Annotated in this window: 21 protein-coding genes; 15 read left to right on the top strand and 6 right to left on the bottom strand. The window is 73.0% G+C overall.

The window, feature by feature from the left end:
* The 5 genes from QWZ14_RS25060 to QWZ14_RS25040 all read left to right on the top strand — a co-directional run.
* Positions 1 to 486 (top strand): SH3 domain-containing protein (locus QWZ14_RS25060; protein ID WP_290319715.1); only part of this gene is annotated, 486 nt, incomplete at its 5' end.
* A 43-nt stretch (positions 487 to 529) separates the two neighbouring features.
* Positions 530 to 820 carry an SH3-like domain-containing protein gene (locus QWZ14_RS25055; protein WP_290319714.1) on the top strand — a complete coding sequence of 97 codons (291 nt, stop codon included), beginning with the start codon at positions 530 to 532 and terminating at the stop codon, positions 818 to 820.
* A complete protein-coding gene (locus QWZ14_RS25050) occupies positions 817 to 1,140 on the top strand; it encodes an SH3-like domain-containing protein (RefSeq protein WP_290319713.1) in 324 nt (107 codons plus the stop codon). The genes QWZ14_RS25055 and QWZ14_RS25050 overlap by 4 nt, the downstream gene beginning before the upstream one ends.
* Complete coding sequence (locus tag QWZ14_RS25045; RefSeq protein ID WP_290319712.1) at positions 1,137 to 1,739, top strand: nitrile hydratase subunit alpha; 603 nt, start codon at positions 1,137 to 1,139, stop codon at positions 1,737 to 1,739. The genes QWZ14_RS25050 and QWZ14_RS25045 overlap by 4 nt, the downstream gene beginning before the upstream one ends.
* 167 nt (positions 1,740 to 1,906) lie before the next feature.
* Complete coding sequence (locus QWZ14_RS25040) at positions 1,907 to 3,244, top strand: MFS transporter (RefSeq protein ID WP_290319711.1); 1,338 nt, start codon at positions 1,907 to 1,909, stop codon at positions 3,242 to 3,244.
* Positions 3,245 to 3,340: 96 nt separating this feature from the next.
* On the opposite strand, the gene groL is transcribed toward QWZ14_RS25040, so the two are convergent.
* A complete protein-coding gene (gene groL / locus QWZ14_RS25035; protein WP_290319709.1) occupies positions 3,341 to 4,945 on the bottom strand; it encodes a chaperonin GroEL in 1,605 nt (534 codons plus the stop codon).
* Positions 4,946 to 4,989: 44 nt separating this feature from the next.
* The gene (locus tag QWZ14_RS25030; RefSeq protein ID WP_290319708.1) at positions 4,990 to 5,283 is read right to left on the bottom strand and encodes a co-chaperone GroES; all 294 of its coding nucleotides are present in this window, start codon (positions 5,281 to 5,283) and stop codon (positions 4,990 to 4,992) included.
* A 264-nt stretch (positions 5,284 to 5,547) separates the two neighbouring features.
* Here QWZ14_RS25030 and QWZ14_RS25025 point away from each other — a divergent pair, with 264 nt between their 5' ends.
* From QWZ14_RS25025 to QWZ14_RS24990, 9 genes are all read left to right on the top strand, one after another.
* Complete coding sequence (locus QWZ14_RS25025; RefSeq protein WP_290319707.1) at positions 5,548 to 7,977, top strand: putative bifunctional diguanylate cyclase/phosphodiesterase; 2,430 nt, start codon at positions 5,548 to 5,550, stop codon at positions 7,975 to 7,977.
* 64 nt (positions 7,978 to 8,041) lie between these two features.
* On the top strand, positions 8,042 to 9,109 hold the full coding sequence (locus tag QWZ14_RS25020) for a Bug family tripartite tricarboxylate transporter substrate binding protein (RefSeq protein WP_290319706.1): 1,068 nt from the start codon (positions 8,042 to 8,044) through the stop codon (positions 9,107 to 9,109).
* Between the two features lie 91 nt (positions 9,110 to 9,200).
* A complete protein-coding gene (locus tag QWZ14_RS25015; protein WP_290319704.1) occupies positions 9,201 to 9,506 on the top strand; it encodes a hypothetical protein in 306 nt (101 codons plus the stop codon).
* On the top strand, positions 9,422 to 9,637 hold the full coding sequence (locus tag QWZ14_RS32040; protein ID WP_353959340.1) for an N-acetylneuraminate synthase family protein: 216 nt from the start codon (positions 9,422 to 9,424) through the stop codon (positions 9,635 to 9,637). Before QWZ14_RS25015 ends, QWZ14_RS32040 begins: the two co-directional genes overlap by 85 nt.
* Complete coding sequence (locus QWZ14_RS25010) at positions 9,580 to 10,719, top strand: sulfotransferase domain-containing protein (RefSeq protein ID WP_353959339.1); 1,140 nt, start codon at positions 9,580 to 9,582, stop codon at positions 10,717 to 10,719. The genes QWZ14_RS32040 and QWZ14_RS25010 overlap by 58 nt, the downstream gene beginning before the upstream one ends.
* Before the next feature lie 100 nt (positions 10,720 to 10,819).
* On the top strand, positions 10,820 to 11,740 hold the full coding sequence (gene cysD / locus QWZ14_RS25005; RefSeq protein ID WP_290319703.1) for a sulfate adenylyltransferase subunit CysD: 921 nt from the start codon (positions 10,820 to 10,822) through the stop codon (positions 11,738 to 11,740).
* Positions 11,740 to 13,611 carry a sulfate adenylyltransferase subunit CysN gene (cysN, locus tag QWZ14_RS25000; RefSeq protein WP_290319702.1) on the top strand — a complete coding sequence of 624 codons (1,872 nt, stop codon included), beginning with the start codon at positions 11,740 to 11,742 and terminating at the stop codon, positions 13,609 to 13,611. Before cysD ends, cysN begins: the two co-directional genes overlap by 1 nt.
* Positions 13,612 to 13,762: 151 nt before the next feature.
* Complete coding sequence (locus tag QWZ14_RS24995; RefSeq protein WP_290319701.1) at positions 13,763 to 15,490, top strand: ABC transporter ATP-binding protein; 1,728 nt, start codon at positions 13,763 to 13,765, stop codon at positions 15,488 to 15,490.
* An 83-nt stretch (positions 15,491 to 15,573) separates the two neighbouring features.
* Positions 15,574 to 16,554, top strand: coding sequence for a Bug family tripartite tricarboxylate transporter substrate binding protein (locus QWZ14_RS24990; protein WP_290319700.1), 981 nt, complete (start codon positions 15,574 to 15,576; stop codon positions 16,552 to 16,554).
* Positions 16,555 to 16,561: 7 nt separating this feature from the next.
* Here QWZ14_RS24990 and QWZ14_RS24985 read toward each other — a convergent pair whose 3' ends face one another.
* From QWZ14_RS24985 to QWZ14_RS24970, 4 genes are all read right to left on the bottom strand, one after another.
* On the bottom strand, positions 16,562 to 17,755 hold the full coding sequence (locus tag QWZ14_RS24985; RefSeq protein WP_290319699.1) for an acyl-CoA dehydrogenase family protein: 1,194 nt from the start codon (positions 17,753 to 17,755) through the stop codon (positions 16,562 to 16,564).
* A gap of 100 nt (positions 17,756 to 17,855) precedes the next feature.
* Positions 17,856 to 18,758, bottom strand: coding sequence for a prephenate/arogenate dehydrogenase family protein (locus QWZ14_RS24980; RefSeq protein WP_290319698.1), 903 nt, complete (start codon positions 18,756 to 18,758; stop codon positions 17,856 to 17,858).
* Complete coding sequence (gene hisC, locus QWZ14_RS24975; RefSeq protein ID WP_290319697.1) at positions 18,748 to 19,836, bottom strand: histidinol-phosphate transaminase; 1,089 nt, start codon at positions 19,834 to 19,836, stop codon at positions 18,748 to 18,750. Before hisC ends, QWZ14_RS24980 begins: the two co-directional genes overlap by 11 nt.
* Positions 19,836 to 20,699: a chorismate mutase gene (locus QWZ14_RS24970; protein WP_290319696.1), complete on the bottom strand. Its 864-nt coding sequence runs from the start codon at positions 20,697 to 20,699 to the stop codon at positions 19,836 to 19,838. The genes hisC and QWZ14_RS24970 overlap by 1 nt, the downstream gene beginning before the upstream one ends.
* A 150-nt stretch (positions 20,700 to 20,849) precedes the next feature.
* On the opposite strand from QWZ14_RS24970, the gene metX reads away from it, so the two are divergent.
* Positions 20,850 to 22,004, top strand: coding sequence for a homoserine O-acetyltransferase MetX (gene metX / locus QWZ14_RS24965; protein ID WP_290319695.1), 1,155 nt, complete (start codon positions 20,850 to 20,852; stop codon positions 22,002 to 22,004).
* Positions 22,005 to 22,028: the final 24 nt, after the last annotated feature.

Here is a 22,028-nt window from a genome sequence, read left to right as displayed (position 1 = left end):
GCCGCCGTCACCCGCCCGCCGGCGCCCGCCCCGGCGCCGCCGGCGGCGCCGCCGGCCGGCAGCGACACCGGCAGGCCGCTGCCGCGCTTCGCCGCGCTGGGCTCCAACCAGGTCAACCTCCGGATCGGGCCGGACCTGCGCTTCCGCATCGACTGGACCTACCAGCGCAAGGACCTGCCGGTGCAGATCATCGAGGAGCACCAGGCCTGGCGGCGCATCCGCGACCCCGATGGCACCGAGGGCTGGGTGCAGAAGCCGCTGCTCTCGGCCCGCCGCACCTTCCTGGTGCAGGGCGAGGAGCGGGCGCTGCGGCACCGGCCGGAGGATGCGGCGGAGCCGGTCGCCCGGCTGCGGCCGGGGGTGATCGGCAGCCTCCGCCGCTGCGAGGCCGCCAGCGCCTGGTGCGAGGCGCGGGTCGGGGACTACCGCGGCTGGATCAGGCGGAGCGAGATCTGGGGCATCGGCGCCGGCGAGGCGATCGAGTAGCAGCGCTGGACGACCCCCCCGCCCGCGCCCTAGCCTGGGGTCCATGACCGACGCCCCCATCCCCGCCATCCACGACCTCGGCGGCGCCAGCCGCTACCGCTGCACCCCCGTCGAGCGCGACGAGGCCCCGCCGGACGACTTCGGCAAGCGGGTCGACGCGCTGCGGCAGATCCTGGCGCAGAAGAAGATGATGACCGTGGACGAGCTGCGGCGCGGCATCGAGTCCATCCCCGAGGCCGAGTATTTCTCCCTCACCTACTACGAGCGCTGGCTGACCTCGATCACCGCGCTGATGGTCGAGAAGGGCGTGATCGCGGCGGAGGAGGTGCGATGAGCCCGGCCTTCTCCCATGGCTTCGCCCCGGGCGACCGGGTGCGGGTGAAGGACGACTGGCCGGAGGCGCGCGGGCGCTGCCACATCCGCACCCCGCACTACCTGCGCGGCCGCCACGGCCGGGTGGAGCGGGTGCTCGGCAGCTTCCCCAACCCCGAGGACCTCGCCTTCGGCCGCCCGGCACCGGCCCGGCCGCTCTACCACGTGCTGTTCGACCAGCCGCCGATCTGGTCCGAGGGCGAGGCCGGCGACAGCCTGCTGGTGGAGATCTTCGAGCATTGGCTGGAACCGGCGCCGAAGCCGGTGAAGGAAGCAGCATGAGCGCCCCCGCCCGCCCCGAATCCCTCGCCCTGCTGGAGCGGCTGGTCACCGCCCTGAAGGCCAAAGGTCTGGTCTCCGAGGAGGAGATCGCCGCCCGCCAGGCCAGCACCGACCGGGCCAGCCCGGAGATCGGCGCCCGCATGGTGGCCCGGGCCTGGCTGGATCCGGCATGGCGGAAGTCCATGGTCGCCAACGGCGCCGCCGCGGCGGAGCAGATGGGCGTCTCCATGGCCGGGGCGCCGCCGCTCGGCATCCTCGAGGACACGCCCACGCTGCACCATCTGGTGGTCTGCACGCTGTGCAGCTGCTACCCGCGGGCCGTGCTCGGCTACCCCCCGCATTGGTACAAGTCCTTCGAGTACCGCTCACGGGCGGTGCGCGAGCCCCGGGCGGTGCTGGCGGAATGGGGCACCACCATCGCCCCCGGCGTGCAGCTCCGGGTGATCGACAGCACCGCCGACTACCGCTGGATGGTGCTGCCGCTGCGCCCCGCGGGCACCGAGGGCTGGGACGAGGCGCAGCTCGCCGCCCTGGTCACGCGCGACGTGCTGGTCGGGGTTGCGCTGCCGCGGGTTCCGATGGCCGCCGCCGCCGAGTAGCGTTCAGCGGCCGCCGGCCACGGCGGGAACGACCGGGGCGCCACGACGCGCCCCGGCCTGATGCGGGAGGAAGGCATCCAAACATTCGGCGAACCCCGTGCCCCGGGCGCGGTGGCGGCCCCCTGTCGCCCGGCGGCGTCCCGGGTAGCGGCGCGGCCCCCCGGCGGATGACGCCCGCCGAGGACGGCCTGCCCCAGCCGCGGCGCCGCTTCGCGGTCGCCGCCATCCTGGTCTCCATCGTCATCACCGTGCTCGACACCGCCATGATCAACGTGGCGCTGCCGGCGATCGGCCGCGACCTCGGGGTGAACCCGGCCAGCGTGATCTGGCTGACCAACGGCTACCAGGTGGTGGTGGTGGCGACGCTGATCTCCTTCGCCTCGCTGGCGGAGATCCTGGGCTTCCGCCGGGTCTTCCTCGGCGGGATGGTGGTCTATGTGGTCGCCTCGCTCGGCTGCGCCCTGGCGCCCTCCTTCCCGCTGCTGGTGCTGGCCCGGGTGGTGCAGGGGCTCGGCGCCTCGGCGGTGATGGCGCTGACGGCGGGGCTGGTGCGCTATACCTACCCGTCGCGGCAGCTCGGCCGGGCCATCGGGCTGAATGCGATGACGGTGGCCATCTCGGCCGCGGCGGGGCCGACCATCGGCTCGGCCATCCTGGCGCTGGGGCCCTGGCCCTGGCTGTTCGCGGTGAACGTGCCGCTCGGCATCGCCGGCATCGTCATCGGGGCGCTGACCCTGCCGCAGACGCCGCGGGCGCGGCGGCGCTTCGACTGGGCGGCGGCCGGGCTGGCGGCGCTGGCCTTCGGGCTGATCTTCCTCGGCGCCGACCTGCTGCTGACGGCGCCGCTGGCCGGCCTCGCCGGGGTCGCGGCCGGGCTGGTCGCCGCGGTGGCGCTGGTGCGGCGGGACCTGGCGACGCCGACCCCGCTGCTGCCGCTCGACCTGCTGCGGCTGCCGGCGGTCGCGGTCGCGGTCGCCGCCTCGGTCTGCGCCTTCACCGCCTGGTCGCTGACCTTCGTCTCGCTGCCCTTCCACTTCATCGCCAATGGCCACGACCAGCTCGAGACCGGGCTGCTGATGACGCCCTGGCCGCTGGCGCTGGCGGTGGCGGCGCCGCTGGCCGGGCGGCTGTCGGACCGGATGCCGACCGCGCTTTTGTGCATGCTCGGGGGCGGGGTGCTGTCGGTCGCGCTGCTGGCGCTGGTGCTGCTGCCGGGGGGCTCGCCGATGCCGGTACTGGCCGTCGCCGTCGCGGTGGCCGGCGCCGGCTTCGGCTTCTTCATGACGCCGAACAACCGCACCATGCTCTCGGCGGCGCCGATGGCCCGCAGCGGCGGCGCCGGCGGGATGCAGGCGACGGCGCGGCTGACCGGGCAAACCCTGGGGACGACGCTGGTGGCGATCGCCTTCCAGCTCGGCGGCGGCCCGAAGCTGGCGCTGGCGGCGGGCGTCGGCTTCGCGCTGGCGGCGGCCGGGTTCAGCATGATGCGGGGGCGGCTGAAATAGGAAAAGGCCCATGTGGAAAAGGCCGGGGGGGAAGCAGCGCTTCCCCCCGGCCTTCACGCCATGGCGCACCGGCCCCCGCGGGGGCCGGCCGCCGGTTCAGCCCTCGTCGCGGGCCGGCGGCTCGACATGATCGCCGATCATCGCCTCGGTGGTGATGAGCAGGCCGGCGACCGAGGCCGCATGCTGCAGGGCGGCACGGACGACCTTGGCCGGGTCGATGATGCCGGCGGCGACCAGGTCCTTGTAGGTGTCGGTCTGGGCGTCGTAGCCGTAGGCGTAGTCGGCGTTCTCCAGCACCTTGCCGGAGACGACGGCGCCGTCCTCGCCGGCATTCGCCGCGATCTGCCGCATCGGGATGCGGACGGCGCGGCGGATGATCTCGATGCCGAACTTCTGGTCGGAGTTGATGGCGTTCAGCCCCTCGAGCACCAGCCCGGCACGCGCGAGCGCGACGCCGCCGCCGGGCACGATGCCTTCCTCGACCGCGGCGCGGGTCGCATGCAGCGCGTCGTCGACGCGGTCCTTGCGCTCCTTCACCTCGACCTCGGTCTGGCCGCCGACGCGGATGATGGCGACGCCGCCGGCCAGCTTGGCCAGCCGCTCCTGCAGCTTCTCCTTGTCGTAGTCCGAGGTGGTCTCCTCGACCTGGGCGCGGATCTGGGCGATGCGGGCGTTGATCGCGTCCTTGCCGCCGGCGCCGGCGACGATGGTGGTGTTCTCCTTCTCGATCCGGATGGTCCGGGCCGAGCCGAGCTGCGCCAGGGTCACGGTCTCGAGCTTGATGCCGAGGTCTTCCGAGATGACCTCGCCGCCGGTCAGGATGGCGATGTCTTCCAGCATCGCCTTGCGGCGGTCACCGAAGCCCGGCGCCTTGACGGCCGCGACCTTGAGGCCGCCGCGCAGCTTGTTGACCACCAGGGTGGCCAGCGACTCGCCCTCGACGTCCTCGGCGAGGATCAGCAGCGGCCGGCCGGACTGCACCACGGCCTCGAGCAGCGGCAGCATCGCCTGCAGCGCCGAGAGCTTCTTCTCGTGGATCAGGATGTAGGGATTCTCGAGCTCGACGACCATCTTCTCCGCATTGGTGATGAAATACGGGGAGAGGTAGCCGCGGTCGAACTGCATGCCGTCGACGATGTCGAGCTCGGTCTCGAGGCCCTTGGCCTCCTCGATCGTGATGACGCCGTCGTTGCCGACCTTCTGCATCGCCTGCGCGATCATGGCGCCGATCTCGCTCTCGCCGTTGGCGGAGATGGTGCCGACCTGGGCGGTCTCGGCCTCGGTGCTGATCTTGCGGCTGCGCAGCGCGATCTCGGCGGTGACCGCGGCGACGGCGGTGTCGATGCCGCGCTTGAGGTCCATCGGGTTCATGCCGGCGGCGACCGCCTTGGCGCCCTCGCGGACGATCGCCTGGGCCAGCACGATGGCCGTCGTGGTGCCGTCGCCGGCGATGTCGTTGGTCTTCGAGGCCACTTCGCGCACCATCTGGGCGCCCATGTTCTCGAACTTGTCGGAGAGCTCGATGTCCTTGGCGACGGTCACGCCGTCCTTGGTGATGCGCGGCGCGCCGTAGGACTTGTCGAGCACCACGTTGCGGCCCTTGGGGCCGAGCGTCACCTTCACCGCGTCGCAGAGGGTGTCGACGCCGCGGAGCATGCGCTTGCGCGCGTCTTCGCCGAAGCGAACGTCTTTTGCTGCCATGATGGGGGTATTCCTGGAATGAGGGGCTGAAAGGCGGGCTTGGCTCAGGCCTTGGTGATCACGCCGAGCAGGTCGGATTCCTTCATGATCATGAGGTCCTCCCCGTCGATCTTGACCTCGGTGCCGGACCACTTGCCGAACAGGACGCGGTCGCCGGCCTTGACGTCGAGCGCGCGGAGGGTGCCCTGCTCGGTCAGCGTGCCGGGGCCGGCGGCGATGATCTCGCCCTCGACCGGCTTCTCCTGCGCGGTGTCGGGGATGATGATCCCCCCCTTGGTCTTCTGCTCGGCATCGATCCGGCGAACGACGACGCGGTCGTGCAGAGGGCGAAATGTCATGAAATGGGCGTACTTTCCGGGCGCCGGCCGGGAAGGTTCCCCGGCCTGGTCTGTTTGCCCCGCGCGGCCGGCGCCGGCCCCCGCGATCCGGGCGCCTGGCACTCTGCCTGCGGGAGTGCCAGCAACATGGGACGCCGGGGAGGTCGTTGCAAGCCGGGAAAAATCGAGGAGCCCGGCCGGGCATTCCAACTATCGGTTGTACACCCGGGGCCGGAAATGGGGTAGCCTCTGGCGTCACATGCGCTCCAAGGCAAGTTCCCGGCGATGAATGCGAGTCCTGGCATCGTTCCTGCCAGCCTGCCGGTATCCCTGCTCCGGGACGCGGAGGGGCTGGCCGCGCCGGGGTCCGGTCCGGGCGCCGCCGCCGCGCCCCGCCCGGCCGCATCCCGCCCGCGGCGTCCTCGCAGCCTGCGCTGGCTGGTGCTGTCCGGCGTCCTGGTCGCCCTCGCCACCGCCCTCAGCGCCGCGGTGCTGCTGGCCCACCTGCACCGGCGCACCATGCAGGATGCCGAGCGCGAGCTCGGCAACCTCGCGCTGGTGCTGGCCAACTACACCGAGAACACCTTCCGCTCGGTCGAGCTGCTGCAGGACGGGCTGGTCGAGCTGGTCGAGGCGATGGGCATCCGGAGCACCGAGCAGTTCAACGAGATGCTCTCGACCCGGGCGGTGAACCGCGACCTGCACGCCCGCGTCCTGGCGCTGCCGCAGATCGAGGCGTTGTTCCTGACCAATGCCGAGGGCCAGACCATCGCCTCCACCCGGGCCTGGCCTCAGCCGGTCTTCTCCATCGCCAGCCGGCCGCATTTCGCCATGCTGCGGGACAACCCGGAGCTGCGGAGCTACCTCGCCCCGCCGGCCCGCAACGTCCAGACCGGCACCTGGAACATCTACCTCACCCGGCGGCTGACCACGCCGGAGGGGCGCTTCCTCGGCATCGTCGGCGTCGGCGTCGGCCTGACCCAGTTCGAGGAATTCCTCAGCCGCATCGTGCTGGGCCAGAACGGCACTATCTCGCTCTGGCGGCGCGACGGCTACCTGATGGCGCGCTGGCCGCGCGCGCCGGCCAGCATCGGCATCCCGACCCCGGCCGGCCAGCTGACCTTCCCGCAGCTGCTCGGCATCGCCGAGAGCAACACCGCCCGCGGCACCGGCGTGCTGGACGGCGTCGAGCGGCTGATCGCGGCACGGGCGCTGGAGGGATACCCGGTGGTGGTCACGGTGACCCGGACCCTGGCCGACATCCTGCGGCTCTGGTACCGGCAGGCCGGCTACACCATCGGCGGGGCGCTGCTGCTGGTGGCGGTGATCCTCGGCGTCGTGCTGCTGGGCATCCGGCAGTGGCGCAGCCGCGAGATGCTCGACCAGGCCCGCACCGAGCTGCGGATCCTGGAGGAGCAGCGGCGGAGCGAGGCGCAGATCACCCACCTCGCGCACCATGACAGCCTCACCGGCCTGGCCAACCGCATCCTGCTGCGGACCCGGCTGGACGAGGCGGTGCTGCGGGCCCAGCACGGCGACGCCTGCGCCGTGCTCTGCCTCGACCTCGACCACTTCAAGGACGTCAACGACACGCTCGGGCATCCGGTCGGCGACCGGCTGCTGCAGGTGGTAACGGCGCGCATCCTGGCCGAGGTGCGGGACCAGGACACGGTGGCGCGGCTGGGCGGCGACGAATTCGCCATCGTGCAGACCGGGGTGCGGCATCCGCGCGGCGTCGCCCTGCTGGCGCAGCGGCTGGTCGAGACCCTGGGCGCGCCCTTCGACCTCGACGGCCACTACGTCATCGTCGGCGCCAGCATCGGCATCGCCGTCGCGCCCGAGGACGGGCCGGACCCGGACCAGCTGCTGCGCAACGCCGACATGGCGCTCTACCGCGCCAAGGCGGCCGGCCGCGGCGCCTTCCGCTTCTTCGAGCCGGAGATGAACAGCCACGCCCAGCTCCGCCGCAGCCTGCAGCTCGACCTGCGGCGGGCGATCGAGGCGGGGGAGTTCGAGCTCTTCTACCAGCCGCAGGTGCGGCTGCGGGACCGGCGCATCACCGGCTTCGAATCCCTGCTGCGCTGGCATCACCCGGAGCGCGGGCTGGTCATGCCGGAACGCTTCGTCCCGCTGGCGGAGGAGACCGGGCTGATCGTCCCGCTCGGCGAATGGGCGCTGCGGCACGCCTGCGCCGTGGCGGCCGGCTGGCCGGGGCGGGAGAAGGTGGCGGTCAACCTCTCCCCGGTGCAATTCGCCAGCGCGCGGCTGGTCCCCGCGGTGGAGGCGGCGCTCCGGGACTCGGGCCTGGAGCCGGCGCGGCTGGAGCTGGAGATCACCGAGACGGTGATGCTGCGCGACACGGACGCGACGCTTGCCACCCTGCACCGGCTGAAGCGGCTCGGCGTCTCCATCGCGCTCGACGACTTCGGCACCGGCTATTCCTCGCTCGGCTACCTGCAGCGCTTCCCCTTCGACAAGGTCAAGATCGACAAGAGCTTCGTGAAGAACCTGGCGGAGACGCGGACCAGCGGCGCCATCGTCCGGGCCATCGTCAGCCTCTGCGCCGCCCTCGAGATGAGCACCACGGCCGAAGGGGTGGAGACCGAGGCGCAGTTCCTGGCGCTGGCGGCGCTGGGCTGCACCGAGGCCCAGGGCTACCTGTTCAGCAGGCCGCGCCCGGCGGCGGAGCTCGCCCTCATCAGCCAGCCGTCCTGAAGCCGGCTTCTGCGCCGCGGCGGGGCGCGATAGGCTGGCAGCGATCCGACCGGAAGGAACAGCCATGCCGATCCGACGGCGCGCCCTGGTCGCCGCCTCCAGCGCGGCGCTCGCCATGACGGCCCTGCCCCGGGTCGGGACGGCCCAAGATATGCCCCGGGCCGGGACGGCCCAAAACCTACCCCGGGCCGGGACGGCCCAAAATCTATCTCTGGCCGGGACGGCCCGAGATACGCCGGGCTGGCCGAGCCGGCCGCTGCGGCTGGTCATTCCCTTCCCGCCCGGCGGCACCACCGACATCCTCGCCCGCTTCATCGGCCCGCCGCTGGCCGCGGCGCTCGGGCAGTCGGTGGTCATCGAGAACCGCAGCGGCGGCGCCGGCGCGGCCGGCGTGGTGGAGACGCTGCGGGCGGCGCCCGACGGCCACACCTTCTGCATCACCATCAGCACCCTCATCACCGCGGCGCTGCTGACCCGCCAGCCCTACCACCCGGTGGACGACGTCACCCCGATCCTGCACCTCGCCAACGTCGCCAACATCCTGGTGGTGAACAAGGCGCTGCCGGTGCGCTCGGTGGCGGAGCTGATCGCCCATGCCAAGGCCAACCCGGGGCGGCTGGCCTACGGCTCGCCGGGGATCGGCACCTCGGTGCACCTCTCGGGGGAGATGTTCCAGCAGGCGGCGGGGATCGAGATGGTGCACGTCCCCTACCGCGGCGGCGGGCCGGCGCTGGCCGACCTGGTCGGCGGGCAGCTGCAGCTGATGTTCGGCAACGCCAGCTCCACCCTGCCCTTCGTCCGCGCCGGGCAGGTGCGGGCGCTGGCGGTGACCGCGGCGGCGCGGCAGGCCTATGCGCCGGAACTGCCGACCATCGCCGAGGCCGCCATCCCCGGCTTCGCGGTGGCGGAGTGGTATGCGGTGATCGGCCCGGCCGGGATGCCGCCGGCGGTGGCGGCGCGGCTGAACCGGGAGATCCTGGCGATCGTCGGCACGCCGGAGGGCCGGGCACGGCTGCTCGAGCTGGGCTCCGAGATCGTCGGCGGCAGCCCGGCCGATTTCGGCGCCTTCCTCAGGGCCGAGATGGCGCGGACCGAGGCGCTGATCCGCAGCGCCCGCATCACCGCGGACTGAAACGGGGCGGGGCGGCCGGCCACCGGCGCTGATTTGTTTTGTGATCATATAATTATGATTATAGAATGAATTAGTCCCTGGAGCTTGCCGGATGGTCCGCCTCGTTGCCGAGATAGGCTGCAACCACAGGGGCGACATGGCGATCGCCCGGGAGCTCATCGGCGTCGCGGCGAAGGTCCGCCGGGTCGACGCGGTGAAGTTCCAGAAGCGCAGCAACCGCGAGCTGCTCTCGCCCCCACAGTACGAGGCGCCGCACCCGGTGCCGGGCAATGCCTATGGCCCGACCTACGGCGCCCACCGCGAGGCGCTGGAATTCACCCCCGACCAGAGCATGCCGAGCTGCAGGCCTGCTGCGCCGAGCAGGGCATCGCCTCCTCGACCTCGGTCTGGGACCTGACCTCGGCGCTGCAGATGGCGGCGCTCCGCCCGGCCTTCCTCAAGATCCCCTCGGCGACCAACCTCCATGCCGGCTGCAGGACTGGCTCTGCCGCCACTACGCCGGCGAGCTGCATGTCTCGACCGGCATGACCACCGCCGCCGAGGTCGAGGGCATCGTCCGCTTCTACGAGGAGCGCGGCCGGGCGCAGGACGTGGTCCTCTATGCCTGCACCTCCGGCTATCCGGTGCCCTCCGAGGGCCTCTGCCTGCGCGAGATCACCCGCGGCGGCAGGCCGGTCGCGCTCGACATGGGCAATGGCCGGATGGTGACGGAGAACCGCTACTACCCCTCCCCGGCCATGCACGGAGATGCGGCGGTGGCGCTGGCCGGGATCTGCGGCGAGCTAGCGGAGGACCGGGTGCCGCGCTCGCGCTTCACCGTCCTGTCGCGCGAGGCGCCGCCGCCCGCGGCGCCCGGACCGGAGGCGGTGAAGCCGAATTTCCTCATCATCGGCGCCGCCAAGTCGGGCACCTCGGCCCTGGCGCTGCAGCTGGCGCAGCATCCGGACATCTTCATCCCGGATGCCAAGGAGCTGCACCTCTTCGACCGCCAGCCGCAGCTGCGGCCCGACCCGGCGAGCCCGGCATGGCAGGCCTATCTCGCGCATTTCGCCGGCGCCGGGGGCTTTCCGCTGCGGGGCGAGGCCACGGTCGCCTACACCATGCTCCCCCTGGTGCAGGCGGTGCCGGAGCGGATCATGGGCCACCTCGGCCCGATCCGGCTGATCTACCTCGTCCGCGACCCGCTCGAGCGCATCGTCTCGCAGTACCGGCATGCCCGGCGCGACGATCCGGCGCTGCCGCCCTTCGAGGACTGGGTGCAGACGCCGGCGGCGCAGCGCGGCGCGGTCGAGCGCTCGAACTACCGGCGGCAGCTGCAGCCCTTCCTGGCGCTGTTCGGCGAGGCGCGGGTGAAGGTGATCTTCTACGAGGACTACCGCGCCGACCACCGCCGCAGCCTGGCGGAGGTCTGCGGCTTCCTCGGCGCCGACCCGGCCGAGCTGGCGGGCGTGCCCAATCCCGAGGTGAACCGGACCAGCGAGGCGGCGGTGCCGCGGCCCCGGCCCGGGGCGGCGGTGCGCGAGCGGCTGCGCCAGCAGCTGCGGGCCGATACCCAGGCCTTCCTCGCCCACCACGGCAAGCCGGCCGACTACTGGCCCTCGATGGCCTGAGGCGCGGCATGGGCGGGCGCGGCACGCCGCCGGCGGGAGCCGGCCGGGACATTCCAACCGATACCGCCGCGGCAGCGGCCAGCAAGGACCAGCGATCCTGATGCAGACCACCGCCCCCGCCCGCCTCTCTCCGCACCTGCGGCGGCTGGAAGCCGAAGGCATCGCCATCCTGCGGGAGGTGGCGGCCAGCTTCCGCCGGCCGGTGCTGCTCTACTCCATCGGCAAGGACAGCAGCGTCGTGCTGCACCTGGCGCTGAAGGCCTTCGCCCCCGGCCGGCTGCCATTCCCGCTGCTGCACATCGCCACCGGCTGGGACTTCCGGGCGATGCTCGACTTCCGCGACCGCCGCGTCGCCGAGCTCGGCCTCAGGCTCGTGGTCCACACCAACCCGGAGGGCCTGGCGCGCGGCATCGGCCCGCTCACCCATGGCTCGCAGCTGCACATGGCGACGATGGGGACCGAGGCGCTGAAGCAGGCGCTCGACGCCGGCGGCTTCGACGCGGCGCTGGGTGGCGCCCGCCGCGACGAGGAGAAGGCCCGGGCCAAGGAGCGCGTCTTCTCCCACCGCGCGCCGGGGCACCTCTGGGAGCCGCGCGGCCAGCGGCCGGAGCTCTGGAGCCTCTACAACACGCGGATCGGCCCCGGCGAGACGATGCGCGTCTTCCCGCTGTCCAACTGGACCGAGTTCGACGTCTGGGACTACATCGCCGCCGAGGCGATCCCGGTGGTGCCGCTCTACTTCGCCGCGCCGCGGCCGGTGGTGCGCCGCGCCGGCGCCCTCATCCTGCGCGACGACGAGCGCATGCCGCTCGAGCCGGGCGAGCGGCCCGAGACGCTGTGGGTGCGCTTCCGCACCATGGGCGACTGGCCGCTGACCGGCGCCCACGAGAGCCGGGCCGAGACGATCGACCAGGTGCTGGCCGAGATCCGCGAGAGCCGCACCAGCGAGCGCCAGGGCCGGCTGATCGACACCGACCAGGAGGCCTCGATGGAACGCAAGAAGCGCGAGGGATACTTCTGATGCCCGGCCGCCCGCCGCCCCGCGCCCAGGCGCATGGCCTGCTGCGCTTCCTCGCCTGCGGCTCGGTCGACGACGGCAAGTCGACGCTGATCGGCCGGCTGCTCCACGACAGCCGGCTGATCATGGAGGACACGCTGGCGGCGGTCGCCCGCGACAGCCTGAAGCACGGCACGGTCGGCGAGGAGGTCGACCTCGCGCTGCTGGTCGACGGCCTCGAGGCCGAGCGGCAGCAGGGCATCACCATCGACGTCGCCTACCGCTTCTTCGCCACCGCCCGGCGGTCCTACATCGTGGCCGATACCCCGGGCCACGAGCAGTACACCCGCAACATGGCGACCGGGGCCTCGAACTGCGAGCTCGCGGTCATCCTGGCCGATGCCCGCAAGGGGGTGCTGACGCAGACCCGGCGGCACAGCTACATCTGCTCGCTGCTCGGCATCCGCCACGTGGTGCTGGCGGTCAACAAGATCGACACCGTGGGCTTCGCCGAGGAGGTGTTCGACCGCATCGTCGGCGACTGGCTGACCTTCGCCGCCGGCCTCGGCTTCCAGACCATGGTGCCGGTCCCGACCTCCGCCCGCTTCGGCGACAACGTCACCCGGCGGTCCGGAAACACGCCCTGGTACCGCGGCCCGACGCTGCTCGAGCACCTCGACACGGTCGACGTCGAGGCCGATGCCGCGGCGCGGCCCTTCCGCTTTCCGGTGCAATGGGTGAACCGGCCGAACCAGGACTTCCGCGGCTTCGCCGGCACCGTCGCCGCGGGTCGGGTCGCGCTGGGGGAGGCGCTCGCGGTCGCCGGCTCGGGCCGGCAGGGCACGGTCGCCCGCATCCTCGGGCCGCAGGGCGACCAGACGGAGGCCGCGGCCGGCGAGGCGGTGACGATCGCGCTGGCGGAGGAGCTGGACGTGGCGCGCGGCGACGTGCTGGCGCCGCCGGACCGGCGGCCCGAGGTCGCCGACCAATTCGCCGCCCACCTGCTCTGGATGGACGAGGAGGCGATGCTGCCGGGCCGGCAGTACCTCATGCGGATCGGCCACCTCTGGACCCCGGCGACGGTCACCAGCATCCGGCACCGGGTGGAGGTGAACACGCTGGAGCACGCCGCGGCGCGGCAGCTCGGCCTCAACGAGATCGGCTTCTGCAACCTCTCGGCGGCCCGGCCGGTGCCGCTCGACGCCTATGCCGAGAACCGCGCGACCGGCGCCTTCATCCTGGTCGACCGCTTCAGCAACCGCACCGCCGGCGCCGGCATGGTGGCCTTCCCGCTGCGCCGGGCGACCAACATCCACCACGAGGCCTTCCTCGTCGATCGGCGGGCCCGGGCCGCGCTCGACGGGCAGCGGCCGCTGGTGCTGTGGTTCACCGGCCTGTCGGGCTCGGGCAAGTCGACCATCGCCAAGCTGGTGGAGCAGCTGCTCCACCGGGAAGGACGGCACACCTATGCGCTCGACGGCGACAACCTGCGGCACGGGCTGAACCGCGACCTGGGCTTCACCGACGCCGACCGGGTCGAGAACATCCGCCGGGCCGGCGAGGTGGCGAAGCTCTTCGCCGATGCCGGGCTGGTCGTCCTCTGCTCCTTCATCTCGCCCTTCCGGGCGGAGCGCCGGATGGTGCGGTCGATGCTGGAGGCCGGGGAGTTCGTCGAGGTCTTCGTCGACGCGCCGCTCGAGGAATGCATGCGGCGCGACCCCAAGGGCCTGTACGAGAAGGCGCGGCGCGGGGCGATCCGCAACTTCACCGGCATCGACAGCCCCTACGAGCCGCCGGAGCGGCCGGAGCTGCGGCTGGACACCACCGCCGCCCCGGCCGAGGCGCTGGCCCGGCGGGTGCTGGAGCACCTCCGCCCGCGGCTCGCCGGCGACTGAGGCGCGGTGGGCGCTTGCCTGGCGCGGCCCCGCCCGGCAGGGTGGCCGCTCCGGCCCTGCGCCCTGACCCCGAGGCCCCGATCCTGACCCCTCCCGCGACGACCCGCCGGCCCGCCCGGCCACGCCGCCCCCGGCCGCACCGGGCGGCGCCATGATCCGGCAATTCGCCGCCTTCTACCGGCCGCACCTGCGGCTGGTGGCGCTCGACTTCGGCTGCGCCGCGCTGTCGGGCATGCTGGAGCTCGGCTTCCCCATGGCGGTGCGGGCCTTCATCGACCGGCTGCTGCCGCAGCAGGACCTGCAGCTCATCGGCCTCGCCGTCGTCGGGCTGCTGGCGGTCTACCTCGCCAATGCCGCGCTGATGGCGGTGGTGACCTACTGGGGCCACGTGCTCGGCATCGCCATCGAGACCGAGCTGCGCCGCCGCGCCTTCGACCACCTGCTGACCCTGTCCTTCCGCTTCTACGACAACCAGAAGACCGGGCACCTGGTCGGCCGGGTCACGAAGAACCTCGAGGACATCGGCGAGGTCGCGCACCACGGGCCGGAGGACCTGCTGATCGCGGTGCTGACCTTCCTCGGCGCCTTCACCCTCATGCTGCTGGTCAGCCCGACCCTGGCGCTGCTGACCGCCCTGGTGGTGCCGGCGGTCGGCTGGGTGGTGGCCCGCTACGGCGGCCGGATGACGCAGAACTGGCAGGCGCAATTCGGCCGGGTCGGCGCCTTCAACGCGCGGATCGAGGAGGCCGTCGGCGGCATCCGCGTGGTCAAGGCCTTCGCCAACGAGGCGCATGAGCGCCGGCTCTTCGCCGCCGACAACGACCGCTACCAGCGGACCAAGCTCGAGGCCTACCGCATCATGGCGGCGAGCCAGACGCTGAACTACCTCGGCATGCGGCTGGTGCAGGTGGTGGTCATGCTCGCCGGCAGCATGCTGATCGTGGCGGGACGCCTCTCGGTCGGGGACTTCGTCGCCTTCCTGCTGCTGGTCGGGGTCTTCTACCGGCCGCTCGACAAGATCAGCGCGGTGATCGAGACCTATCCCCGCGGCATCGCCGGCTTCCGCAGCTACCTCGAGCTGCTGGCGACCGCGCCCGACGTCACCGACCGCCCCGGCGCCCGCGACGCCGGGCCGCTGCGCGGCGAGGTGCGGTTCGAGGGCGTGACCTTCGGCTACGCGCCCGGGCGCCCGGTGCTGCGCGGCCTCGACCTCACCATCGAGGCGGGGCGGACCGTGGCGCTGGTCGGCCCCTCCGGCGCCGGCAAGACCACGCTCTGCTCGCTGCTGCCGCGCTTCTACGACGTCGAGGCCGGCCGCATCACCATCGACGGCATCGACATCCAGGACATGACCCTCGCCTCGCTGCGCGGGGCGATCGGGATCGTCCAGCAGGACGTGTTCCTCTTCGCCGGCAGCCTGCGGGACAACATCGGCTACGGCCGGCTGGGCGCGAGCGAGGCCGAGATCGCCGCGGCGGCGCGGCGGGCCCGGCTGGACGAGGTGATCGCGGCCCTGCCGGAGGGGCTCGACACGCTGATCGGCGAGCGCGGCGTCAAGCTCTCGGGCGGGCAGAAGCAGCGGCTGGCGATCGCCCGGATCTTCCTGAAGAACCCGCCGATCCTGATCCTGGACGAGGCCACCTCGGCGCTCGACACCGTCACCGAGGGGGAGATCCAGCAGGCGCTGGGCGAGCTGGCCGAGGGCCGCACCACCCTGGTCATCGCCCACCGGCTGGCGACCATCCGCAACGCCGACCGCATCATCGTGGTGGGCGAGGCAGGCATCCTCGAGCAGGGCTCGCATGCCGGGCTGCTGGCGGCGGGCGGCGCCTACCGGCGGCTGCATGCCGCGCAATTCGGCGCCAGCGCGGCGGAATAGCCGCCCGCCGCGCCGCTGGCGCGCGGCCGGGCACGGTGGCATCGTTGCCCGAACGGCCCCGAGAGGCCAGGGGGAGACGGGCGATGATCGATCGACGGGGATTGCTGGCGGCTGCGGGGCTGGGCCTGGCGACGGCGGGCGCCCGGGCCGCGACCTATCCGGAACGGCCGGTCCGGCTCATCGTGCCCTTCGCCCCCGGCGGCGCCACCGACCTCGCCGCCCGCATCATGCAGCCGCATCTCTCGGCCGCGCTGGGGCAGCCGCTGGTGGTGGAGAACCGCACCGGCGCCGCCGGCAATGTCGGGATGGAAGCCGCCGCCCGGGCGGCGCCCGACGGCTATACCCTGTTCCTCGGCAATGTCGGCACGCTGGCGGTCAACCCCACGGTCTTCGCCCGTACCCTACGGCTCAGGCCGGTCGAGGATTTCGCCGCCATCTCGCTGGTCTCGGAGACCCCGGATGCGCTGGTGGTGCACCCCTCGGCGCCCTTCGGCTCGGTGCGGGAGATGGTGGCCTATGCCCGGGCCAATCCGGGCAAGGTGAACTACGGCTCGCCCGGCGCCGGCAGCCTCAACCGGCTGGAGATGGAGCTGCTGCGGGAGCTGGCCGGCGGGCTCGACATGGTCCATGTCGCCTATCCCGGCGGCGCCGGCCCGGCGGTGACGGCGGCGACCGCTGGCGACGTGCACGGGCTCTTCGTGACGCTCTCCTCGGCGCTGGGCCAGGTGCAGGCGGGGCGGCTGAAGGCGCTGGCGGTCACCACCGCGCAGCGGGTGCCGGCGCTGCCGGAGGTGCCGACCATGGCCGAGAGCGGCTACCCCGCCTTCGTCGCCTCCTCCTGGCAGGGGCTGCTGGCCCCGGCCGGCACCCCGGCCGCGATCCTGCAGCGCTGGCACCGGCTGGCCGAGGAGGTGCTCCGGCTGCCGGATGTCCGGCACCGCTTCGCCCTCGCGGCGACGGCGGCGGTCGCCAGCCCCTCGCCGGAGGATTTCGCCACCCTGATCGCCGGCGAGGGCCGGCGCTGGGGCGCGCTGGCGCAGCGGGCCGGGGCGGTCGCCGAGTAGCCCCGGTTCAGAAGAACCGGCCGGAGGGATTCATCCCGAGGAAGTGCTGGCCGCACATCTCGAGATGCGCGCTCCGCCCATGCACCTGCTGCGAGGAGGCGTGGATGTCGCGCATCCGCCGCTCGAAGGGGCCGGAGAGCATGATCGCGCTGGCCCCGGCCTCGTGATAGGCCCACTCGGCCACCTCCTTGGCGCGCTGGATGCCCGAGGTCGTCGCCAGCCGGATCATCGCCCGCTCGGTCATGGTGATGCGGCCGGTGGCCTCGGCCACCGCATGCGCCTCCTCCAGCACCTCGATCAGCCAGGCGCGGGCGGAGCGCAGCTTGGCCTCGGCCTGGGCGATGCCGTTCTGGATCACCTCGCTGTCGCGCAGCGGCCTGGTCGCCGCCGCCGCGGTCTTGCCCCTGGCGAGGTCCACGAAGGCATCCAGCAGCCCGCGGGCGATGCCGATCGAGACCCCGGCGAAGCCCGCGGAGTAGAGATGGCTGGTGGTGAACTGGTACAGCGGCGCCTGGATGCGGCGTTCCGCGTCGCTGTCGCGGCAGACGCCGTACTCCTCCGGCACGAAGATGGCGTCGTAGGTATAGGTGTCGCTGTTGGTGCCGCGCAGGCCGACGACGTTCCAGACATCGTGGAAGCGCGCCATGCGGCGCGGCACCAGCATGCTGCGCTCGTGCTGGCTGCCGTCGGCATTCCTGCGGATCGACCCATCCGGCTCGATCACCCGGCAATGCCCGCCCATCCAGGTGGCGTGCCGGTTGCCGCTGGCGAAGGCCCAGGTGCCGCTGACCCGGTAGCCGCCGGGCACCACCTGCGCCGCGCCGTTGCCGAAGCCCCAGGCCAGCACCGCATCGGCCGGGCCCCAGATCTCCCGCGCCACCTCGGGCGCCATGTAGGCCGAGGCGATGGAGCAGCCGGAGGCCTGGCAGAGGCACCAGCCGGCGGAGCCGTCGGCGGCGGCGATCACCTCCATCATCCGGTAGAAGGCGGCCGGGGTGACCTGCTCGCCGCCATAGGCCTGGGGCAGCAGGGTGCGGAACAGCCGGGCCCCGTGCATGGCGCCGAGGACCTCGGGCGGGATGGCCTTGTCGGCCTCGATCCGCGGCCCGGCGGCCTCGAGGACGGGGGCGACCGCGCGGGCGCGGGCCGCCGGTTCGCCGCGGTCGAGCATCGATGTGACGCCAGCCAGAGCCGTGGACATAGCCGCCCCTTTCGTCCCGTTCTTGGTCGATCGACCAAATTGCGTGACGCGAGGGGCTGCTGTCAATGCCGGCGGCGGGGCGGGTGGGGGGATCGGGGGATCAGGCCTGCTTGCGCTCGATCAGCCCGCGGCGGATCCGCCGCCCGCGCCGGATGCGGTCCTCGATGAAGCCCGCCTCTCCCCAGCGCACCGCCCGTCCCAGCGCCTGGGCATCCTCGGTGAAGCGCGCCAGCATCTCGAGCAGCGCCTCCCGGTTGTTGAGGAAGATGTCGCGCCACATGTCGACGTCGGAGGAGGCGATGCGGGTGAAGTCGCGGAAGCCCGAGGCGGCGAATTTCAGCACCGCCTCCCGCGTCTCCTCGGCCAGGTCGTCGGCGGTGCCGCAGATGGTGAAGGCGATGAGGTGCGGCAGGTGGGAGACGATGGCGACGACCTTGTCGTGGGTCGCCGCATCCATGCGCTCGACCATGGAGCCGCAGCGCCGCCACAGCTCGGCGATGCGCTCGACCGCCGCGGCATTGCCGCCGGGCACCGGGGTCAGGATCACGTAGCGGCCGCGGAACAGGTCGGCGAAGCCGGCATCCGGGCCGGAATGCTCGGTGCCGGCCATGGGATGCGCCGGCACCAGGTGCACGCCGGGCGGCAGCAGCGGCCCGAGGTCGCGGATCACGCTGCCCTTGGTGCTGCCGACGTCGGACAGCACGCAGCCCGGCGCCAGGTGCGGCGCGATGGCCGCCATAACCCCGGCATAGGCGCCGACCGGCACGCAGAGGATGACGCAATCCGCCCCGCGCACGGCCTCGGCCGGATCGGCCTCGACCACGTCGGCGAAGCCGAGCGCGCGGACCCGGGCCAGGGTTTCGGGCTTCCGGGTATGCGCCACCACCGTGCGGGCGATGTCGCCGCGCTCCCGCGCCGCCCGGGCGATGGAGCTGCCGACCAGCCCGACCCCGATCAGGCAGAGCCGCTCGAACAGCGGCTCGCCCCGCCTGTCATCGACCACGCAGGAAGCCCGTCAGCGCATCCAGCACCATGCCGCATTCCTCGGCGGTGCCGATGGTGATGCGCAGGCACTGCGGCAGGCTGTAGGAGGCCATCGCCCGGACGATCAGCCCGCGCGCCTTCAGCGCCGCATCGGCGGCCTGGGCGCGCTCGGCGGTGCCGAAGTCGGCCAGGATGAAATTGCCCTCGCTCGGCACCACCGCGACGCCGAGCGCCCGCAGCCCGTCGCTGACCTTGGCCCGCCATTCGCTGTTGTGGGCGACCGACTTCTCGACCCAGCCGGCCTCGGCCAGGGCGGCGACGCCGGCGGCGGCCGCCGGGGCATTCACGTTGAAGGGCCCGCGGACCCGGTTCAGCACGTCGGTGATGTGCGGCGGCGCATAGGTCCAGCCCAGCCGTACCCCGCCCAGGCCGAAGACCTTGCTGAAGGTGCGGGTCATGATGGTGTTGGTCCCGGCCTCGACCAGCGCCACGCCGGCGTCGTAGTCCTCCCGGGTGACGTATTCCGCATAGGCGGCATCCAGCACCAGCAGCACGTCCTCGCGCAGCGCCGCCCGCAGCCGGGTGACCTCGCTCGCCGGCAGCATGGTGCCGGTCGGGTTGTTCGGGTTGGCCAGGAACAGCAGCCGGGTGCGCGGGCCGACCGCGGCCAGCATCGCGTCCACGTCGGCGGTCAGGTTCCGCTCCGGCACCTTGATGACGCGGCAGCCGGCGTAGCGCCCGGCGATGTCGTACATGACGAAGCCATGCGCGCTCATCACCAGCTCGGTGCCCTCGCCGCCATAGGCCATGATGATGTGGCCGATCAGCTCGTCCGAGCCGTTGCCGCAGACGATCCGGGCCGGGTCCAGCCCGAAGCGGGTGCCGATCGCCTGGCGCAGCGCGGTGCTGCCGCCGTCGGGGTAGCGGTGCAGCTCGGCCGCCAGCTTCGCATAGGCCGCCTGCGCCCCCGGCGGCACGCCGAAGGCGCCCTCGTTCGAGGAGAGCTTGATGATCCGGTTGACGCCCGGGATCTTGGATTCGCCGCCGACATAGGGCTCGATCGACAGGATGCTGGGGCGCGGCAGCAAAGCGGACATCAGCCTTGGTCTCCTCTCTCGGGCACCGCGTAGAAACCCAGCGGCAGGGCTCGGTCCACCGGCAGGCCGGCCAGGCGCGGGTCGTCGGCCGTCAGCACGCCATCCACCTCGGCCAGCGCCCGCAGCACCCCGCCGTCGCGGCGGAGCTGCAGCATCCGGGGCGCCAGCCCGGCCGCGGCCAGCGCCGCGGCGAGCGGCGCACGGCCGGGCTCCCCCACGGCCTCGAGCCGCAGCAGCGAGCGGTCGGCCCCGCTCGGGTCGGGCGCGCCCGGCGCGACGGCCAGGGCCCCTTCCTCCCCGCCGGCGGCGAGGAAGGGCAGCCGGGCGATCACCTGCAGCCGCGGGCTGTCGAGGCCGAGCCACCAGGCCGCCTCCGGCGCCTCGCCCTCCTCGGGCAGCGGCAGCACCGCCACCTGGGCCTCGCCGCCGGCGACCGCCGCGAGCGCCCGGGCGGCGCTGGGCAGGATTTCCAGCGGCGTCAGGCTGCCGAAATGCTCCCGCGCCAGCCGCTCCGGCCCCCGGCCATGGACCGCGACGGTGAAGCCGCCCTGCTGGGCGGAGGAGGAGGCGAGCAGCTCGCGCCAGAGCCGCACCAGCGCGACCGGCGGCAGCGGCCCGGCGTGGCGGGCCAGCAGCCGGCGCAGGATCATCGCCTCCCGCCCCGGGCGCAGCGGGCTGGGGCTGCCGGCCTTGGCCCGGCTGGCGGCCAGCCGGGCGACCACCGCGGCCCGGCGCATCACCAGATCGTGCAGCGCGTCATCCAGCGCATCGATCTCCGCCCGCGCCTGGGCGAGCGGGTCCGAGGGGACGGACCCGGGGGCGGTATCGGGGGCTGGCGCCAAGTCGCTGTCTGAAGATGTCATGTCCGGGGCGTCTTTCGCGGCAGCAATAGACGCTGCCCCGCCCCGCGCCAAGGCTCCCCCGGCCCCACCCCGCGCCCCTCGGCCGGCGGCGCCCGTTGAAGAGCCGGCCCGGCGGGCCTATTCCTGGCAGCCAGGCCAGCAGAACCGAGCATGTCAGCACCCGTCGTCCCGCTTCCCCAGGTTGACCACCAGCGCGCCCTCTTCGCGGAGGGCCTGGCGCTCGACTGCGGCATGGTCATCGCGCCCATGGCGGTCGCCTACGAGACCTATGGCACCCTGAACGCCGCCAGAACCAATGCGGTGCTGGTCTGCCACGCGCTGACCGCGGACCAGTACGTCTCGGCGACCCATCCGCTGACCGGCCGGGCCGGCTGGTGGGACACCATCGTCGGCCCCGGCCTGCCGCTGGATACCGACCGCTACTTCCTGATCTGCGCCAACGTGCTGGGCGGCTGCATGGGCAGCACCGGCCCGCGGGAGGAGATGACCGACCCCGAGGGCCGCCCGATGGGCCGCCCCTGGGGCACGGATTTCCCCAACATCACCATCCGCGACATGGTCCGCGCCCAGAAGCTGCTGGTCGACCGCCTCGGGATCGAGCGGCTGCTCGGCGTCATCGGCGGCTCGATGGGCGGGATGCAGGTGCTGGAATGGGCGGCGACCTTCCCGGACGCGGTCTATGCCGCGGCGCCGATCGCGACCGCCGCCTACCACAGCGCCCAGAACATCGCCTTCAACGAGGTCGGCCGCGCCGCCATCCACTCGGACCCCGACTGGCGCGGCGGCCGCTACTGGGAGGATGGCGGGATCCCGGCCAAGGGCCTCTCGGTCGCCCGCATGGTCGCCCATATCACCTACCTCTCGGAACAGGCGCTGACCCGGAAATTCGGCCGGCGGCTGCGCGGCGCCAGTTCGCTCACCTTCCTCGAGGACGTCTTCGAGGTGGAGAGCTACCTGCGCCACCAGGGCAGCACCTTCGTCCGCCGCTTCGACGCCAACAGCTACCTCACCATCACCCGGGCCATGGACTACTTCGACCTCGGCGCGGAGCATGGCGGCGACCTCTCGGCCGCCTTCCGCGGGACGAGGACCCGCTTCTTCGTCTCCTCCTTCTCCTCGGACTGGCTCTTCCCGACCAGCGAGAGCCGCGCCGTGGTCCGCGCCCTGAACGCCGCGGCGGCCAATGTCAGCTTCGTCGAGATCGCCTCGGACAAGGGCCACGACGCCTTCCTGCTGGAGGAGCCGGACTTCCACCGGGCGCTCGGCGGCTTCCTCGCCGGCTGCGCCGACCGGCTGGGCGTCTAGCGGGACCCCGGTCCCGCCGCCGGC

Source organism: Paeniroseomonas aquatica (genome assembly GCF_030409335.1).
GTDB classification, from domain to species: domain Bacteria; phylum Pseudomonadota; class Alphaproteobacteria; order Acetobacterales; family Acetobacteraceae; genus Belnapia; species Belnapia aquatica.
Note: the sequence above shows the minus strand (reverse complement) of the source record. Positions and strands in the feature narration are given on the sequence as shown.

What these genes read in the sequence shown, in the direction of transcription:
- QWZ14_RS25055 (WP_290319714.1), top strand. Translation starts at nt 530, where the DNA reads ATGACCGACGCCCCCATCCCCGCCATCCACGACCTCGGCGGCGCCAGC.
- QWZ14_RS25050 (WP_290319713.1), top strand. Translation starts at nt 817, where the DNA reads ATGAGCCCGGCCTTCTCCCATGGCTTCGCCCCGGGCGACCGGGTGCGG.
- QWZ14_RS25045 (WP_290319712.1), top strand. Translation starts at nt 1,137, where the DNA reads ATGAGCGCCCCCGCCCGCCCCGAATCCCTCGCCCTGCTGGAGCGGCTG.
- QWZ14_RS25040 (WP_290319711.1), top strand. Translation starts at nt 1,907, where the DNA reads ATGACGCCCGCCGAGGACGGCCTGCCCCAGCCGCGGCGCCGCTTCGCG.
- groL (WP_290319709.1), bottom strand. Translation starts at nt 4,945, where the DNA reads ATGGCAGCAAAAGACGTTCGCTTCGGCGAAGACGCGCGCAAGCGCATG.
- QWZ14_RS25030 (WP_290319708.1), bottom strand. Translation starts at nt 5,283, where the DNA reads ATGACATTTCGCCCTCTGCACGACCGCGTCGTCGTTCGCCGGATCGAT.
- QWZ14_RS25025 (WP_290319707.1), top strand. Translation starts at nt 5,548, where the DNA reads ATGAATGCGAGTCCTGGCATCGTTCCTGCCAGCCTGCCGGTATCCCTG.
- QWZ14_RS25020 (WP_290319706.1), top strand. Translation starts at nt 8,042, where the DNA reads ATGCCGATCCGACGGCGCGCCCTGGTCGCCGCCTCCAGCGCGGCGCTC.
- QWZ14_RS25015 (WP_290319704.1), top strand. Translation starts at nt 9,201, where the DNA reads ATGGTCCGCCTCGTTGCCGAGATAGGCTGCAACCACAGGGGCGACATG.
- cysD (WP_290319703.1), top strand. Translation starts at nt 10,820, where the DNA reads ATGCAGACCACCGCCCCCGCCCGCCTCTCTCCGCACCTGCGGCGGCTG.
- cysN (WP_290319702.1), top strand. Translation starts at nt 11,740, where the DNA reads ATGCCCGGCCGCCCGCCGCCCCGCGCCCAGGCGCATGGCCTGCTGCGC.
- QWZ14_RS24995 (WP_290319701.1), top strand. Translation starts at nt 13,763, where the DNA reads ATGATCCGGCAATTCGCCGCCTTCTACCGGCCGCACCTGCGGCTGGTG.
- QWZ14_RS24990 (WP_290319700.1), top strand. Translation starts at nt 15,574, where the DNA reads ATGATCGATCGACGGGGATTGCTGGCGGCTGCGGGGCTGGGCCTGGCG.
- QWZ14_RS24985 (WP_290319699.1), bottom strand. Translation starts at nt 17,755, where the DNA reads ATGTCCACGGCTCTGGCTGGCGTCACATCGATGCTCGACCGCGGCGAA.
- hisC (WP_290319697.1), bottom strand. Translation starts at nt 19,836, where the DNA reads ATGTCCGCTTTGCTGCCGCGCCCCAGCATCCTGTCGATCGAGCCCTAT.
- QWZ14_RS24970 (WP_290319696.1), bottom strand. Translation starts at nt 20,699, where the DNA reads ATGACATCTTCAGACAGCGACTTGGCGCCAGCCCCCGATACCGCCCCC.
- metX (WP_290319695.1), top strand. Translation starts at nt 20,850, where the DNA reads ATGTCAGCACCCGTCGTCCCGCTTCCCCAGGTTGACCACCAGCGCGCC.